Annotated in this window: 16 protein-coding genes; 11 read left to right on the top strand and 5 right to left on the bottom strand. The window is 41.1% G+C overall.

Annotated elements, in window-relative coordinates:
* Nucleotides 1-133: 133 nt before the first annotated feature.
* From cysK to Aru01_RS09095, 4 genes are all read right to left on the bottom strand, one after another.
* Nucleotides 134-1132, bottom strand: a complete 999-nt coding sequence (cysK, locus tag Aru01_RS09080) for a cysteine synthase A (protein WP_016656459.1) — start codon at nt 1130-1132, stop codon at nt 134-136.
* Between the two features lie 129 nt (nt 1133-1261).
* Entirely contained in the window at nt 1262-1936 is a 675-nt protein-coding gene (locus Aru01_RS09085) for a class I SAM-dependent methyltransferase (RefSeq protein ID WP_016656460.1), read from the bottom strand.
* A gap of 268 nt (nt 1937-2204) precedes the next feature.
* The gene (locus tag Aru01_RS09090) at nt 2205-3896 is read right to left on the bottom strand and encodes an AMP-binding protein (RefSeq protein ID WP_016656461.1); all 1692 of its coding nucleotides are present in this window, start codon (nt 3894-3896) and stop codon (nt 2205-2207) included.
* Between the two features lie 116 nt (nt 3897-4012).
* Nucleotides 4013-4639, bottom strand: a complete 627-nt coding sequence (locus Aru01_RS09095) for a TetR/AcrR family transcriptional regulator (RefSeq protein ID WP_016656462.1) — start codon at nt 4637-4639, stop codon at nt 4013-4015.
* Between the two features lie 151 nt (nt 4640-4790).
* On the opposite strand from Aru01_RS09095, the gene Aru01_RS09100 reads away from it, so the two are divergent.
* The 11 genes from Aru01_RS09100 (at nt 4791) to Aru01_RS09150 (ending at nt 15743) form a co-directional block, all read left to right on the top strand.
* Complete coding sequence (locus tag Aru01_RS09100) at nt 4791-5963, top strand: isovaleryl-CoA dehydrogenase (RefSeq protein ID WP_016656463.1); 1173 nt, start codon at nt 4791-4793, stop codon at nt 5961-5963.
* A gap of 43 nt (nt 5964-6006) precedes the next feature.
* On the top strand, nt 6007-7608 hold the full coding sequence (locus tag Aru01_RS09105; RefSeq protein ID WP_016656464.1) for a carboxyl transferase domain-containing protein: 1602 nt from the start codon (nt 6007-6009) through the stop codon (nt 7606-7608).
* 9 nt (nt 7609-7617) lie between these two features.
* Complete coding sequence (locus Aru01_RS09110) at nt 7618-8424, top strand: enoyl-CoA hydratase/isomerase family protein (protein ID WP_016656465.1); 807 nt, start codon at nt 7618-7620, stop codon at nt 8422-8424.
* Between the two features lies 1 nt (nt 8425).
* A complete protein-coding gene (locus Aru01_RS09115; RefSeq protein ID WP_016656466.1) occupies nt 8426-10444 on the top strand; it encodes an acetyl-CoA carboxylase biotin carboxylase subunit in 2019 nt (672 codons plus the stop codon).
* Nucleotides 10441-11337 (top strand): hydroxymethylglutaryl-CoA lyase, encoded by an 897-nt coding sequence (locus tag Aru01_RS09120; protein WP_016656467.1) that lies wholly within the window; start codon nt 10441-10443, stop codon nt 11335-11337. Before Aru01_RS09115 ends, Aru01_RS09120 begins: the two co-directional genes overlap by 4 nt.
* A gap of 123 nt (nt 11338-11460) precedes the next feature.
* A complete protein-coding gene (locus Aru01_RS09125) occupies nt 11461-11904 on the top strand; it encodes a universal stress protein (protein WP_016656468.1) in 444 nt (147 codons plus the stop codon).
* Nucleotides 11905-12395: 491 nt separating this feature from the next.
* Nucleotides 12396-12587 (top strand): cytochrome oxidase putative small subunit CydP, encoded by a 192-nt coding sequence (gene cydP, locus Aru01_RS09130; RefSeq protein WP_016656469.1) that lies wholly within the window; start codon nt 12396-12398, stop codon nt 12585-12587.
* Nucleotides 12587-14173: a cytochrome ubiquinol oxidase subunit I gene (locus Aru01_RS09135; RefSeq protein ID WP_016656470.1), complete on the top strand. Its 1587-nt coding sequence runs from the start codon at nt 12587-12589 to the stop codon at nt 14171-14173. The genes cydP and Aru01_RS09135 overlap by 1 nt, the downstream gene beginning before the upstream one ends.
* Entirely contained in the window at nt 14170-15318 is a 1149-nt protein-coding gene (gene cydB, locus Aru01_RS09140) for a cytochrome d ubiquinol oxidase subunit II (RefSeq protein WP_016656471.1), read from the top strand. Before Aru01_RS09135 ends, cydB begins: the two co-directional genes overlap by 4 nt.
* A 23-nt stretch (nt 15319-15341) precedes the next feature.
* A complete protein-coding gene (gene cydX / locus Aru01_RS09145; RefSeq protein ID WP_002120988.1) occupies nt 15342-15443 on the top strand; it encodes a cytochrome bd-I oxidase subunit CydX in 102 nt (33 codons plus the stop codon).
* A 3-nt stretch (nt 15444-15446) separates the two neighbouring features.
* A complete protein-coding gene (locus Aru01_RS09150; protein WP_016656472.1) occupies nt 15447-15743 on the top strand; it encodes a cyd operon YbgE family protein in 297 nt (98 codons plus the stop codon).
* Nucleotides 15744-15875: 132 nt separating this feature from the next.
* On the opposite strand, the gene Aru01_RS09155 is transcribed toward Aru01_RS09150, so the two are convergent.
* Nucleotides 15876-16925, bottom strand: a 1050-nt coding sequence (locus Aru01_RS09155) for an MFS transporter (RefSeq protein WP_042111292.1), incomplete at its 5' end; no start/stop codon positions are given.

Below are 16925 nucleotides of genomic sequence, written 5' to 3' on the forward strand. Positions count from 1 at the left end.
TATTATATTTAATCCAGAGCTACTCTTGGTCACCAATATCAACAATTCATCTTCATATAATTCGTTTGATATTAGAAATTACCTATTTAAAAAGGCCCGCTATTCGGACCTTTCTATGCAACATTTCTTTGACTTAATCAGCAGAAATATCTTCAAATAATACTGAAGATAAATATCGTTCTCCGCTATCTGGTAGAATTACCACAATATTTTTACCTGCATTTTCAGGACGTGCTGCCAATTGAGCAGCGGCTGCTAGTGCAGCTCCACTTGAAATACCGACTAAAATACCTTCTTGTTTGGCGGTGTTACGTGCCCAAGTCAAAGCATCTTCACCAGGAATTGCAATTACTTCATCAACCAAATCCAAGTCTAAGTTTTTAGGAATAAAGTTCGCACCAATTCCTTGGATTTTATGTGGGCCAGGTGTCAAATCTTCACCACGGCGATGTTGAGTAATAATTGCAGACTCTGCTGGTTCTACAGCGACTGAATAAAGTTGTTGCTGTTTTTCTTGCTTAAAGTAACGAGAGATACCACTGATCGTACCACCTGTACCTACACCAGCGACCAAAATATCCACCTTACCACCTGTTGCTTTCCAGATTTCAGGGCCTGTTGTAGCCGCATGAATCGCAGGGTTTGCAGGGTTTTCAAACTGTTGTGGTAAATAGTAGAGTTCTGGTTGCTCATCGACTAAACGCTGAGCCTCATCAATAGCCCCTTTCATACCTTTAGCTGGATCTGTCAAGACGAGATGAGCACCTAAAGCCTTTAACACTTTACGACGTTCAATACTCATACTTGAAGGCATAGTCAACGTAATAGGATAGCCTTTTGCAGCTGCTACAAATGCCAAAGCAATACCGGTATTACCACTCGTTGGCTCAACAATATGCATACCCGCTTTAAGTAAACCCTTTGCCTCTGCATCTGCAACTAATGCTGCACCAACACGGCATTTTACTGAAAAAGCAGGGTTACGACTTTCCACTTTTGCCAATACTGTTGCAGCAGATTGAATTACACGGTTTATACGAATCAGTGGTGTATTACCAATAGCTTCAGCATTGTTACTGTATACAGCGATACCATTATTTTCTGTTTGTGGAAATTGCGGATCAGTTGACATAGTCTTTCCTTGAAACACATATAGAATGCTTTCATCATAGCTTTTTTTCTGCATTAGATCTTAATTTTAATACATAAACTAATATTTATTATTCATATTCATTCAACATGCAAGCCTGAGTTATATAATTTATTTTTGAGCAAAAATACCTGCATAATTGATGACTTGACTATACTGCTGTGGTTGATGAAAGCCCGCTTGTTGATAGAGTTCCAACATCTCTTCAATTGATATTAAATGAAAGTCACCCGCTAAGCGCTCAAGCATCTTTTCTGCCTGTTGCTCTGCTAAGCCTGTAAGCTGCGCTAGGCTTTTTAATACTTGTCCCTGCTTAGGATATTGAAGTTGCATCAAGTCATAGCTTAGACAAATTCCGCCAGATTTTAAACTGCCTGCGATATCTTGAAAAAAGCCTAATTTATGTTGTAAAGGAACAAAATGTGATACCAAAATAGCCAATGCTGCATCAAACTGTTCTGGCATTTCTGTTAGCACATGACTATCAGCCAAAATAAAACGAACTTGTTCATCAAGTTTTAATTGTTTTATATACTGCTCTGCTTGTTTCAACATATTCGGTGCTGGATCTATCGCACAAAATTTCCAACGTGGAAATTGTTGTGCCAGATAAGCCAACTCATACCCTGTACCGCAGCCCACCACTACAACTTCAGCGCTTTCTGGTAATAAGTTTGCCAACATAGCATGTACTTGCAAATGGATCAGCTCATAACCAGGAATGAGTTTACGGATATGTTGATCATAACTTTCTACGACACGAGGATCATTAAAATCTTTTGCCATCTGTATCACTCTTTAAATTAAATCTTTCTCACAAGAAAACTGATAAACATCTGCTATGTACACTCAGCAAGAGCGCATCAAGTTCAAATGATTACCAATGAAACATACCTTAGTTTTTAAAGGTCAAATTCACAGAGATTTTTGTGATCAAGAGACAACCTCACAGTCGTTCTTGATCACAGTCACAACGTCTTGCCAGCATTAATCATCACTAAAGTGCGACTAGCAATACATAAACGATATTTTGCTCTAGTCTATTTTAAGCGTGTTAGCTAAAGGCATTGACCAAATTCAACTCCTGACACATATGTTCGCGCAATTTAAATTTCTGCGCTTTGCCAGAGGCAGTCAATGGAAATTCTTGGAAGAATTGCACATAACGTGGCACCTTATTGTGTGAAATATGCTGTGCGCAATACTGACGAATCGAATCTTCAGTCACTTGATGATGATCATGCAAGATGATACATGCACAAAGTTCTTCACCATATTTCACATCAGGAATACCAATCACTTGTACATCACTCACGTCTGGATGCGTATAGAGGAAGTCTTCGATTTCTTTAGGAAATAGATTTTCTCCCCCACGAATCACCACATCTTTGATCCGACCTTTGATCTGAATAAAACCTTGATCATTCATCGCTGCGATATCACCCGTGTGCATCCAGTTGGCAACATCAATCACTTCTCTGGTTTTTTCTTCATCATCCCAGTATCCAAGCATGACGGAATAACCACGGACACAGAGTTCACCCAATTGTCCACGTGGGACAACCTTGCCTTCTTCATCGACGACTTTAATTTCAAGATGCGGATGCACACGCCCCACAGTTGCAACTCGACATTCTAAACTGTCTTCAGTTGAACTCTGTGCACTCACAGGTGCTGTTTCTGTCATACCATAGCAAATGGTTATATCACGCATATGCATACGATCAATCACACGCTGCATAATCTCTTGTGGACATGGACTACCGGCCATAATCCCTGTACGTAAACTACTCAAATCAAAGTCATCAAATTGCTCATGCTCTAACATGGCAATAAACATGGTCGGTACCCCATAGGCTGCTGTACATCTTTCTTGCTGAATCGCTTGTAAAGAAGCTAAAGGATTAAACACAGCTGAAGGATAAACCATGGTTGAACCATGAGTAATACACGCTAAATTACCCATCACCATACCAAAACAATGAAATAAAGGTACAGAAATACAGACGCGATCTTTGGGACTAAGATGGATTGCTTCACCAACAAAATAACCGTTATTTAAAATATTATTATGTGTAAGCATGGTCCCTTTCGGGTTACCCGTTGTCCCTGAGGTAAATTGGATATTAATGGTTTCGTCAAACTGAAGGGTTGCCGCAATATCTGCCAGCGCCTTCAGTTGTATGGGACTGGGTTCTGTTAATAAATCACTAAAACGATAGATGCCTGTATGTTGCTCATCATCAATTTTAATCACAGATTTAAGGTGAGGAAGACGTGCTGCATGCAGCTCTTTATCCGTTGAAAGTGGAATTTCGGGGGCCAGTTGCGTCAAAATTTCTTGATAATCTGAAGTCTTAAATGCCGATGCAATAATCAAGCCCTTACAGGCGACTTTATTAAGCACATACTCAAGTTCATAACTTTTATAAGCGGGATTCAGGTTGACTAAAATAATCCCTGCTTTAAATGCTGCAAATTGAGTAATTGTCCATTCTGCACAGTTTGGAGACCAGATACCAAGTCGATCGCCCTTTTTAAGTCCCATTTTCAACAAACTACAGGCAAAGGCATTGACTTGCTGTTGCAACTCACGGTAGCTGAGGTGAATGTTTTGATGCAAACTGATCAACGCATCTTGCTCAGCATATTGTTGACAAGCCTGATCGAACTTGTCACCAATCGTCATCCCCAATAATGGCTGATGACTGGTTCCATAAGCATAACTTAAGCTAGGTTGTGTCATTGAATCATACTCCTTGATTCTTTTTTATTTCTACATCGACATCTTTCATTGTTGTGTTGTGAGGCTACGACTACGTCCTTGTATTGCCAACCTGCATGCCTAAACTCTAAACGCGATCAGGTATTGCTTTGTCGTTGTACAGCATTGACACAAAAATCGGCAATCTGTGTGACAAAATAGTCTTTGTAGCTTTGATCAAACTTAACACCTCGAGATGGATTTAAGGGCTCAATGACCGCAAAAGTCATTGCACCAACCACACACAGTGACGCTGTGTTTAAGTCTTCAAACTCAAACTCACGGCTGATTTTCCCTTCAGCCAATATCTCGTTGATACTTTGTTTGATCAGTTGCTTACTGCGAAATCGTTCATGTTCAAGTACCGCATCAACCGGCTCAAACATCAATGAATATGACAGTTGTGGGCTATTCAATGCACGCTTCAGAAATGTCTTAACGGCCTTATGTAGTTTTTGTTTTGCGCTTAGTTCACTGGCTGCAATCTGATTCAAAATCTGAATTTCATGCAAGATCGCTGCAGACAAAACTTCAATCAACACTTGGCTTTTGTTGTCAAAATAACGATAAACCAAGCCACTGGACACGCCAGCACGCTCAGCAATCGCCTGAATCTGTGCATCTTTTATTCCGCCAGATGCAATGAGCTCACGCGCAGACTGCAAAATAGTTTGCCTGTTCTGTTGCATACGCTCTTGCATCATAGACGATCGTTTATAGCTCATGTTTTCATTCTCAACCAATTAAAATGAATTGTAAATCATTTTGTGAATATATATTCACTTTTTCAAAAAAGCACTGTATCTTAATTCCTAAGCACAGAAAAAATGCTTTTTCTAAGGAACGACAAATATAACGTTAAGGATCAATGGCACTATGAATCTACAAAGCATTAACTTCGGTTTAGACGAAACCCTACTGGCCCTTCGTGACTCAGTTGCTGCATTCTGCGCAAAGGAAATTGCCCCGATTGCTCAACAGGTCGACCAACAGAACCTATTCCCCGCTGAACTTTGGAAAAAGATGGGAGATATGGGCTTTCATGGTATGACGGTCAGCGAAGAATACGGTGGAGTTAACCTCGGTTATTTAGCCCACATCATTGTCATGCAAGAAATATCACGCGCCTCTGCAGCGATTGGCCTGTCCTATGGCGCACATTCTAACCTATGTATCAACCAAATTAACCGCAATGGTAATGAAGAGCAGAAACAACGTTTTCTACCTAAACTAATTTCAGGTGACTTTGTCGGTGCTTTAGCCATGTCAGAACCGAATGCAGGCTCTGATGTCGTCAGCATGAAACTGCACGCACAAGATGCTGGTGATCATTATGTGCTTAATGGTTCAAAAATGTGGATCACGAACGGTGGTGATGCAGATGTACTAGTGGTCTATGCCAAAACTGATCTACAAGCTGGCCCTAAGGGCATGACTGCGTTTTTAGTTGAAAAAGGCATGGCTGGATTTAGTCACGGCTCACACTTAGACAAATTGGGAATGCGCGGTTCAAATACCTACCCACTCTTTTTTGACAACGTCAAAGTACCCAAAGAAAATATTTTAGGTGGCATAGGTAACGGCGTAAAAGTACTCATGAGTGGTCTAGACTACGAACGTGCAGTACTTAGTGCTGGGCCACTTGGCATTATGGATGCATGTTTAGATGAAGTAATTCCATATTTGCATGATCGTACCCAGTTTGGCCAAGCGCTTGGTGAGTTCCAGCTGATGCAAGGTAAATTGGCCGATATGTATTCAACTTGGCTTGCATGTAAAGCGCTGGTTTATGCAGTTGGTGCTGCCTGTGACAAAGCTGACCATGACCGTAGTTTACGTAAAGATGCAGCAAGTGCCATTTTATATGCTGCTGAAAAAGCAACATGGATGGCTGGCGAAGCAATTCAAAGTCTAGGCGGTAATGGTTATATCAACGAATACAACACTGGACGTCTATGGCGTGATGCCAAACTCTATGAAATTGGTGCGGGAACTTCAGAAATTCGCCGTATGTTGATTGGTCGCGAACTCTTTAACGAAACCAAATAAGTTAGCAGCGAGCACGTTTCCAGATCTAGATAAGGACATACCCATGAATCAACTGCACAGCAAAATAAATATTCGTAGTGACGAATACAAAAATAACCACGCTGCAATGCAGCACGTTGTCGATGACCTCAAACAAGTCGCGAGTAAAGTCGCACTTGGAGGTGATGAAAAAGCACGCAACAAACATCATGCTCGTGGCAAACTTTTGGCACGTGAACGAATCAATCAATTGATTGATCCTGGCAGTGCTTTTTTAGAAATTGGCCAGTTAGCAGCATATTCTGTTTATGCCGATGACATTCCTGCTGCTGGTGTTGTGGCAGGTATTGGTCAAGTGAATGGTGTTAGCTGCATGATCGTTGCCAATGATGCAACAGTTAAAGGCGGAACCTACTATCCACTTACTGTTAAAAAGCATTTACGTGCGCAAGAAATCGCTGAGCAAAACCGATTAACATGTATTTATCTGGTTGATTCCGGTGGCGCATTTTTACCTATGCAGGATGAAGTTTTCCCTGACCGCGACCATTTTGGCCGTATCTTTTACAACCAAGCACGTATGTCAAGCCAAGGCATTGCGCAAATTGCTGTGGTAATGGGAAGTTGTACTGCAGGTGGTGCTTATGTACCCGCGATGTCTGATGAAACAATTATTGTCCGTCAGCAAGGTACGATCTTTTTAGGTGGCCCACCTTTAGTTAAAGCTGCGACTGGTGAAATTGTAAGTAGCGAGGACTTAGGTGGTGGTGATGTCCATACTCGCCTATCAGGTGTAGCCGATCATTTGGCCGAAAATGATGAACATGCGCTAAGCATTGCTCGTCAAATTGTCGCTAACTTAAACTTAGAACCAAATACTTCAGCAACTGACTTTGCTGCTCCACTTTATGCAGCAGAAGAGCTTTATGGGGTAATCCCAAGTGATGCACGTAAGCCTTTTGATATACGTGAAGTCATTGCACGTATTGTTGATGGTTCACAACTCGACGAATTTAAAGCACGTTTCGGTTCAACCTTAGTGACTGGTTTTGCCAAGATCTGTGGTATGCCAGTAGGTATTATTGCCAATAACGGTATTTTATTTTCTGAGTCGGCACAAAAAGGTGCACACTTCATTGAACTGTGCTGCCAACGTAAAATTCCTCTACTCTTTATTCAAAATATTACTGGCTTCATGGTTGGTCGCCAATATGAAAATGAAGGGATTGCCAAACATGGGGCAAAATTGGTCATGGCTGTAGCCAATGCCAATGTACCTAAATTGACATTAATCGTGGGTGGTTCATTTGGTGCAGGTAACTACGGTATGTGTGGTCGTGCGTACTCACCACGTTTCCTTTGGACTTGGCCAAACTCACGTATCTCAGTGATGGGTGGTGAACAAGCAGCAAGTGTATTGTCAACTTTAAAACGTGACCAGATTGAAATGAAAGGTGAACAATGGTCTGCAGAACAAGAAGACCAATTTAAACAACCTATTCGTGATCAGTATGAGCGCCAAGGCCACCCTTATTATTCCTCAGCACGTCTTTGGGATGATGGTGTTATTGATCCAGCACAATCACGTCAAGTCCTCGCTCTTAGTTTAGCTGCAGCCTTAAATGCGCCTATTGCCGAAACTAAGTTTGGCGTATTTCGCATGTAGAGGTGAGTCATGGATTATCAATTTTTACAGCTGGATATCCAGCAACAACGTGCAACAGTTTGGCTCAATCGCGGTGAATTACACAATGCTTTTAACAGCCAACTCATTGCCGAGTTACATCATTGCTTTGATGCGCTGAACAACCGTGAAGACATCCGTGTCGTCATTTTAGCAGGCCGTGGAAAAAGCTTCTCCGCAGGCGCTGACCTGAACTGGATGAAACAAGCGGGACAAGCCTCACCTGAAGAAAATCAAGCCGATGCACTTAAGTTGGCAAAAATGCTGCAACGCATCGCCACGCTGAAACAACCCACGATTGCTCGGGTACATGGTGTGGCCTTGGGAGGTGGTATGGGACTTGCTGCTGCATGTGATATTTGTATAGCCAGTGACAATGCTCAATTTGCAACCTCAGAAGTTCGCTTAGGTCTAGCGCCTTCAACCATTAGCCCTTATGTCATTCGTGCTATTGGTGCCCGTCAGGCTTATCGTTACTTTTTAACAGCAGAACGTATTTCAGCAGAACAAGCCGAAAAACTGGGACTTGTCCATGAAGTCACAACACTTGAACAACTCGATTGTAAAATTGATGAACTGATCCAAGCCATTTTATTGGGTGGTCCATTTGCTCAACATGCCTCTAAACAACTCATTGATCTCGTTGCAGGTCAGAGTATTGACGAGCAATTACTACAGCGTACTGCACAGCACATCGCTATGTTGCGCCAAGGTACAGAAGCAAAACAAGGACTCAATGCTTTTTTAAATAAACAACGCCCTGAATGGACTCAGGCAACACAACAACAAGGATCATGACATGTTTGAAAAAATACTGATTGCCAACCGTGGTGAAATTGCTTGTCGCGTGATTCGTAGTGCTAAAAAATTAGGCATTGCAACCGTCGCTGTCTACTCTGATGCAGATGCAAATGCACAACATGTTTTACAAGCAGATGAAGCTGTTTATATTGGTGAATCACCTGCAGCGCAAAGTTATTTACAAATTGATCGTATTATTCAAGCTGCCTTAGCTACAGGTGCACAGGCTATTCATCCTGGCTATGGCTTCCTTTCTGAAAATGATCAGTTTGCTCTCGCATGTAAAAATAACAATATCGTTTTTATCGGCCCGCCTGTTGAAGCAATTTTAGCAATGGGTTTAAAAGCTACCTCTAAAGCATTAATGCAAAAAGCTGGTGTACCTTTAACACCAGGCTATCATGGTGATAACCAAGATGCGGACTTTTTAAAACAACAAGCTGATCAAATTGGCTATCCAGTATTAATCAAAGCGAGTGCTGGAGGTGGTGGTAAAGGCATGCGTTTGGTTGAAAGTGCAGCAGAATTTTTACCTGCACTGGCATCATGTAAAAGTGAAGCAAAATCAAGCTTTGCCAATGATGACGTTTTGGTCGAGCGCTATGTGGTCAATCCACGCCATATTGAAGTACAGGTCTTTGCCGATCAACATGGAAACTGTGTACATCTTTTTGAACGTGATTGCTCTGTGCAACGTCGCCATCAAAAAGTACTTGAAGAAGCACCAGCACCAGGAATGTCCACTGAAAAACTGGCACAAATGCGTCAAGCAGCAATCGATGCTGCACTGGCCGTAAATTATGTTGGTGCTGGCACAGTCGAGTTCATTGTTGAGCAAGATGGTACTGCTTACTTTATGGAAATGAATACTCGTCTCCAAGTTGAACACCCAGTGACTGAAATGATTACGGGGCAAGACTTAGTCGATTGGCAGTTGCGTGTTGCTGCTGGAGAGAAACTACCTAAACAGCAAGATGAACTACAGATTCATGGTCATGCGCTTGAAGCTCGTGTCTATGCTGAGATCCCTGAACAAGGCTTCTTACCTGCAATTGGTAAAATTAATTACCTTCATTATCCTGTTCAAAATGATAGTGTCCGTGTAGACAGTGGGATTGTAGAAGGCGACGAAATTACCACGTTCTACGATCCAATGATTGCAAAACTCATTGTTTGGGCACCAAACCGTGATAGCGCATTAATGCAAATGCACCGTGCTTTAGGTGAGTTCCATGTTGAAGGCTTAGGTAATAACATTGCCTTTTTAGATCGTATTGTACGCTCAGACTCCTTCAAAGATGCACGTCTAGATACCAATCTAATTCAACGTGAACATGCAGCACTTTTTGAGTTTGATTCTCAAGTAGATGACAAATTAATTGTGGCCAGTGCCCTTATTGAATTTCTACTTAAAATGCAGCACAACAAAACTCAGCATGCATCAATCTGGAATAGCACGGCTTTATGGCGTATTAACGTTAATGCACAACATCAAATCAGCCTATTGCAAGATGAACAACAGCATCAAGTACAGTTTAGCCCTTCATCCAATGCAACAGATACAAACTTTATTGCACAGTATCAAGGTAAACGCTTTGAAATCTCAGGACAATTGCAAGGTAACAACAAAATCTTACTGAAGATGGGCCAACAACGCTGGCAACTTAGCTTTAGTCGTGGCCTAGAATCATTAACCGTTTTTTCAAATAGCCAGACGCATCGTTTTGACTTGCCAAAACAACAGTACTTACAAGATGATCAAGCAGGTAATGATGCTGGTCTTAAAGCTCCAATGCCAGGTGTCATTACTCAAGTCTTGGTTGAGGCGAACAGCGCTGTGAAAAAGGATGATGTTCTACTCACCCTAGAAGCAATGAAGATTGAGTACAGTATCCGTGCCCCACATGATGGTATGGTGAAAGCCAATTTCTTCCAAGTCGGTGATCAAGTCAAATCGGGTGATGAACTGCTAGAGTTTGTTGCGCATGCAGAAGCGACTGTAGGAGCCCAAGCATGACAGAACAGGTCAAAATTGTAGAGGTCGGCCCACGGGACGGCCTACAAAATGAAAAACAACCGATCAGCTTTGAGCAACGTAAAGACTTTATCGTTGATTTAATACATGCTGGGCTTAAACATATTGAGGTTGGCTCTTGCGTATCGGCAAAATGGGTTCCGCAGATGGCCCGCAGTGATGAACTCTATGCAACGCTTCCTACAGATCATGGCGCGCAATTAAGTTTATTGACTCCAAACCTACGTGGCTTGGAATCTGCCTTGGCTGTAGGCTGTAAAGAGGTTGCAGTATTTACTGCAGCTTCTGAGAGCTTTACACAAAAAAATATTAATTGTTCAATTGATGAAAGTCTGGAAAAATTTGCCGATGTCATGGCCTTAGCTAAAGCCAATGATGTCAAAGTTCGGGGTTATGTCTCTTGCATCGTCGATTGCCCTTATGAAGGTGCTATTGCACCTAAGCAAGTGGCTAAAGTCGTGACGCAATTGTTTGATATGGGCTGCTATGAAATCTCACTCGGTGAGACCATTGGAACAGCAACACCTGATCGTGTAAAACAAGTTTGGGATGCATGTTTAAGTGAAATGGAAGCGAAGTATCTCGCAGGACATTTCCATGATACCTATGGCATGGCGATTGCCAATGTTTACCAGTCTCTACAACAAGGGATTCGGATTTTCGACTCCTCCTTAGCTGGGCTCGGTGGCTGTCCCTATGCCAAAGGTGCGGCAGGTAATGTTGCAACCGAAGATCTTTACTACTTGCTGTCACGCATGGGCTTTGACACAGGTATTGATGAACATGCCTTAATGCTCGCGAGTCAGCGGATTAGCCAAGTACTACAACGTGCCAATCCTGCTCACTTTGCCAAAGCTTATGCTGGCTGCAACTAGTTTATACTGCACTACAAATACTGCCGATTAAAAATAATACAATAAATGCTTTTAAGTTCTACATAGTCAGCCTATGCTAGAACTTAATTGCTAAATAAAAAAAGCATTTATAAGGAGCAGACTATGTCTTTTGAGCACCTTTTATTTGTGATCGATGACGATCAAGTTTCCCCAACTGCAATACATCATGTCACCCAACTTGCCTTAGCGTTTAATAGCCGTTTAACCCTAATGAGCGTAGTGTCTATTGATCCATTTTTTGCGGTTGAATTTTATAAAATTGCCCCCTCATTTACCCAGTACCTGCTCAAAACTGAAGCTAAGATATTGGCTCAACTGACCATTTTAAAACACCAAATGCTGCAACAAGGTATTTTAAACATACATACCAAAGTTATTCATGACCTCCCTATCGCAACTGGTGTATTAACCGTAGCAGATGAAATAAACGCTGATTTAATTATTGTCGCTGCAAAAAATCGAAATAGTTTAAAAAAGATTTTAGCAGGAAGTACGCCCAATGCAGTTTTAGCAATTAGTCCTCTGCCAGTTATGGTGATCAATTGATAATCATTCCCTTATAATAAAATATTTTAAAATTTGATTATAAATTCAAACACCCTTCTCAATATTATTGTCATGAAATCTTGCTATCATCATTAAATTAGATATAGCAAGCTTTCCACTCTTATTATATCAAGTATATATTCCGAGTATTTTACTAGGGAATAAACCACATTAATACCAACTGTTTTAATCAGATTTAATTGCTGTAAAAAACAAACACTACAATGATAAATGATTTCCATTATTTATAAATTACAAATAATTTTATTAAATACAAGTGTTTTTGTCTGGTATAAAATTAAATTCACAACCATTTTAGTTGGTTTTTAAATTAGATTAAATTGAATAATAACTCTCCACTCATGTTTTTATAACATATTGTTTTTTATATCTATTATTAATAATTTACTTCCAGTCATTTAAATCTATTTTAATTTTGTTTTATTTGTTTAATAATAGAAAGTAAGATTTTTTAAATGTAGGCTTATCTAATGAGCTTAATTCCAAAAGATTTAACACGTCGATTAAAAATCGAAATAGCAGTCATATTAATTATTAAGGTTGTTATTTTGCTGACCATTAAAAATATATGGTTCGACGCACCAACTATTCCAAAAGATTTTGACAATCAAGTTGCCGAGCGTATTGCTGGCAGTTCTTCCCAAATCAAGGAGACACGTTGATGATTGCTGAAAGCGTGGTGGATCTTTCGCGGTTCCAATTTGCAATGACCGCGATGTATCACTTTATTTTCGTACCATTAACTTTAGGACTCGCATTTATTCTTGCCATTATGGAAACCACTTATGTGATTTCAGGCAAAGAAATATATCGAGACATGACCAAATTCTGGGGTAAATTATTTGGTATTAACTTTGCACTTGGTGTGACCACTGGTCTAACCATGGAATTCCAGTTTGGTACCAACTGGGCGTATTATTCGCATTATGTTGGTGACATTTTTGGTGCTCCACTAGCTATTGAAGGTTTAATGGCCTTCTTCCTTGAATCAACTTTTATTGGTCTTTTCTTCTTTGGATGGGATCGTTTAAGCAAAGTTCAACATTTAATGGTGACTTGGTTAGTGGCACTTGGCTCTAACTTATCTGCGTTGTGGATTTTAGTTGCCAATGGCTGGATGCAAAACCCAGTGGGTTCAGAGTTTAACTATGAAACCATGCGTATGGAGCTTGTGGACTTTGGTGCACTGATTTTCAACCCAGTAGCTCAGGTAAAATTCGTCCATACAGTATCTGCAGGTTATGTAACTGGTGCAATCTTCGTACTTGCGATTTCAAGTTTCTACCTTTTGAAAAAACGTGATGTGCCTTTTGCTCGTCGTTCTTTTGCGATTGCTGCGATCTTTGGTTTGGCATCTACGCTTTCTGTGATCCTACTTGGTGATGAATCAGGTTATGAACTCGGTGACGTACAAAAAACCAAACTTGCTGCCATTGAAGCTGAATGGGATACACACCCAGCGCCAGCTGCATTTACTTTGTTTGGTATTCCAAATAGAGAAACAATGACGACTGACTATGCGATCAAAATTCCTTATGCAATGGGTCTCATCGCGACACGTTCAACCACACAAGAAGTAACAGGTATTAAAGACCTGATGGTTCAGCATGAAGAACGTATTCGTAACGGTATGATCGCTTATGACCAGTTAGAAAAACTTCGTGCAGGTGATAAATCACCTGAACTTAAAACAGCATTTGAGCAAACACAAAAAGACTTAGGTTATGGTCTATTACTTAAAAAATATGCACCAAATGTTGTCGATGCTACTGAAGCTGATATTAAAGCAGCGGCTAAAGATACGATCCCTCATGTACCTAGTCTGTTCTGGGCTTTCCGTGCAATGGTTGGTTCTGGCTTCCTAATGTTATTGCTCTTCGTTCTCGCTACTTTTGCGGTCGCTAAACGTAATGCAGAAAACAAACCATGGTTGCTTAAATTTGCCCTATTTGCTCTACCACTTCCTTGGATTGCAGCACAAACAGGTTGGTATGTAGCCGAAGTTGGTCGTCAACCTTGGACGATTGGTGAAGTTCTTCCTACACACTTGTCAACTTCAACACTCAGTACTGGCGATGTCATGGGCTCTATTGCTGCCCTAGCGATCTTCTATACTGTATTACTCGTGATTGAAATGTATTTAATGATCAAGTTCTCTCGTCTAGGACCAAGTTCACTACATACTGGCAAATATCATTTTGAAAAACTCTCTGCTCAAAATAAAGCATCAGAGGAGACTCAAGCATGATCGAATATGAACTACTCAGAATTATTTGGTGGGTACTGATCGGAGTATTACTCCTTGGTTTCTCACTCACCGATGGCTTCGATATGGGCGCCATGGCGATCATGCCATTTGTTGGTAAAACTGACGATGAGCGTCGTGCTGCAATTAATACCATTGCCCCACATTGGGATGGCAACCAAGTTTGGTTTATTACTGCTGGTGGTGCACTCTTTGCTGCATGGCCAATGGTTTATGCAACTGCCTTCTCAGGTATGTATTGGGCCTTACTCTTAGTCCTTTTCGCCCTCTTCCTTCGACCAGTCGGCTTTGACTACCGTTCTAAACTTGAAAACACCAAATGGCGTAATGCTTGGGATTGGGGTCTTTGTGTTGGTGGTCTAGTTCCTGCATTAGTTTTCGGTGTAGCTTTCGGTAATATGTTCCTTGGCGTACCTTTTGAGCTTGATTCGACTGTACGCTCACACTACACAGGAAACTTCTTCCAACTACTTAACCCATTCTCTATCGTTTGCGGTTTAGTTAGTGTTGCAATGCTGTGTGCTCACGGCGGCGCTTGGTTGATGTTACGTACTGATGGTGAACTACGTAAACGCTCAGCAAAAGCAACACAAATGATGGGGATCTTATTCTTAGTTTGCTTCATTGGTGCTGGTGCTTGGCTATACTTCGGTAATATCCAAGGTTATAGTCTTGTTGCGGGTAGCTTTGATGTAAACGGTGCATCTAACCCACTCGTTAAACAAGTGGTAACAGATAGCAACCCAGGTTGGATGAACAACTATAGTGCATACCCGATTACCATGATTGCACCGATTGTAGGTATACTTGGTGGTCTGATTATTGTACTCGCTGCTGCAAAAAATAAAGCAGGTCTTAGCTTCTTAGGAACGTCACTTGCACTCTCTGGTGCGATCTTAACAGCTGGTTTTGCCTTGTTCCCATTCCTAATGCCATCAAGCATTAACCCTGTGTCAAGTTTGACAATGTGGGATGCAACTGCGAGTAAAAACACACTCACAGTGATGACAGTTGTGGCGTGTATTTTTGTACCACTGATTTTGATATATACATCTTGGTGTTATTACAAAATGTGGGGTGTTATCACCAAGAAACACATTCAAGACAATACACATAGCCTGTATTAATCGAATCACGAGGAGAACAAATTATGTGGTATTTTGCTTGGATTCTTGGCATATTAATGGCTTGCTTTGCAGGCGTACTGAGTGCCCTATACATTGAACATCATCAAGATTTGGACGAGGAATAAAACATGACTGAAGTCGCAATGTCTCCAAATCAGGTTCAACCGAATAAGTGGGTTATGGCCATTTCGTTTTTGTTGGCATTGCCTCTCGCAGCGGTTTTACTGATCCATCCAAGTGCAATGCTTGATGCCAATGGTCACTATAGTCACAGTGCTATGATGCTCATCATGATTGGCATTTCTGGTGGTTTTGTTACAGGTGTCGGCTTTATGCCACGCTTCTGGTTGTGGAAATGGTTATTTAGCCCATTTGTGGCTTGGCCGTTAATGCTCTGGGGCTACTACACTTGGTTCATTGCCTAACCGAGAAAACATCAAGTTTAAAAGAGCGCTTAAGCGCTCTTTTTTTACCCCGATTCTTAAAAATCGACCATCCTTTTAACTGGCGTGGCATCGGGTTGCGTTCTTACTTAGGTTATTGAAAAACATGCGGTTCTATTGAATAGCCGCCTTGTTATATCGTGTCATCAATAAAGTGACGATAATCATACCTATGACAGATAAACAAGTTGAAATCCAAGCAATATTACTCCAATCATGCGTATGCCCCACCAGTAAGCCACTTAATGGTGGAATCAAAAACTGCCCAAGTGCAGAAACTTGTAATACCAGACCAAAACTCGATGCAACGGCATTGGCACGAGGTGCATAATTTAGACAAATCGCAAAAACAACGGTAGGTATAAATCCACCAAATAAAGAAAAGAAAATTACCCCTAAGTACTGTAAGACAAATGGTAATTCAAAAAAATCACTCAAAGCCATCCAGCTACCGAGACACATCATGCTAAAACCAAAAATCATCAAGTGTTTTGATTTAAGCCCCCGTTGCATCAAAAATCCAGCACTTAAAGTCCCAACAACATTCACAAATGCAACGCCAGCAGTGAGTACTCCTGCTAACTCTAAACCAATGTGATGACTTAAATAAATGCTGGGCAAGAAACCAATTAGTGTCAGCCACTGACTGGTATAACATGCAAAAATCAGCGCCAAACAAACAATCGGTGGATGTTTAACAGTAACTTTCACCGTATCTAGAAATGCTGAAAAATCAAATGAAGTACTAAACTTAGGTACCTGTACAAAACGATGGCAGCATAAAGCAAGCATAAAGCTCAAGAGCCCTAAAGCAAACCATACCGTTTGCCAGTCAAAATACTGAAATAAGAGTGGAATACTGATTAAGGCCAAACACACGCCTAAGCCCATATACGAGCTCCAGATCCCCATTTTTAGACTTATTGTCTCAGGTGCACATATTTGTTTTAAAATAGCGGGAGCAGACAAGGTCACCAGCAGAAACCCTAATCCCTCGATAAACCGAAAGAAAAATAGGGTAATCACATGATCAATCAACAAACTACTACTACTGGCAATTCCTAAAGCACATAAACCCGCAACCAAACAACGCTTTAAGCCAATGTGTGCAGAAAAAGCCCCAATAACTAAAGCAAACAACATCCCTGCTGCTTGGACCAGAGA

The sequence above is a fragment of the Acinetobacter rudis genome (assembly GCF_000829675.1).
Classification (GTDB): domain Bacteria; phylum Pseudomonadota; class Gammaproteobacteria; order Pseudomonadales; family Moraxellaceae; genus Acinetobacter; species Acinetobacter rudis.

Excerpts from the sequence above, each read along its gene's own strand:
- cysK (WP_016656459.1), bottom strand. The coding sequence starts at position 1,132 with ATGTCAACTGATCCGCAATTTCCACAAACAGAAAATAATGGTATCGCT.
- Aru01_RS09085 (WP_016656460.1), bottom strand. The coding sequence starts at position 1,936 with ATGGCAAAAGATTTTAATGATCCTCGTGTCGTAGAAAGTTATGATCAA.
- Aru01_RS09090 (WP_016656461.1), bottom strand. The coding sequence starts at position 3,896 with ATGACACAACCTAGCTTAAGTTATGCTTATGGAACCAGTCATCAGCCA.
- Aru01_RS09095 (WP_016656462.1), bottom strand. The coding sequence starts at position 4,639 with ATGAGCTATAAACGATCGTCTATGATGCAAGAGCGTATGCAACAGAAC.
- Aru01_RS09100 (WP_016656463.1), top strand. The coding sequence starts at position 4,791 with ATGAATCTACAAAGCATTAACTTCGGTTTAGACGAAACCCTACTGGCC.
- Aru01_RS09105 (WP_016656464.1), top strand. The coding sequence starts at position 6,007 with ATGAATCAACTGCACAGCAAAATAAATATTCGTAGTGACGAATACAAA.
- Aru01_RS09110 (WP_016656465.1), top strand. The coding sequence starts at position 7,618 with ATGGATTATCAATTTTTACAGCTGGATATCCAGCAACAACGTGCAACA.
- Aru01_RS09115 (WP_016656466.1), top strand. The coding sequence starts at position 8,426 with ATGTTTGAAAAAATACTGATTGCCAACCGTGGTGAAATTGCTTGTCGC.
- Aru01_RS09120 (WP_016656467.1), top strand. The coding sequence starts at position 10,441 with ATGACAGAACAGGTCAAAATTGTAGAGGTCGGCCCACGGGACGGCCTA.
- Aru01_RS09125 (WP_016656468.1), top strand. The coding sequence starts at position 11,461 with ATGTCTTTTGAGCACCTTTTATTTGTGATCGATGACGATCAAGTTTCC.
- cydP (WP_016656469.1), top strand. The coding sequence starts at position 12,396 with ATGAGCTTAATTCCAAAAGATTTAACACGTCGATTAAAAATCGAAATA.
- Aru01_RS09135 (WP_016656470.1), top strand. The coding sequence starts at position 12,587 with ATGATTGCTGAAAGCGTGGTGGATCTTTCGCGGTTCCAATTTGCAATG.
- cydB (WP_016656471.1), top strand. The coding sequence starts at position 14,170 with ATGATCGAATATGAACTACTCAGAATTATTTGGTGGGTACTGATCGGA.
- cydX (WP_002120988.1), top strand. The coding sequence starts at position 15,342 with ATGTGGTATTTTGCTTGGATTCTTGGCATATTAATGGCTTGCTTTGCA.
- Aru01_RS09150 (WP_016656472.1), top strand. The coding sequence starts at position 15,447 with ATGACTGAAGTCGCAATGTCTCCAAATCAGGTTCAACCGAATAAGTGG.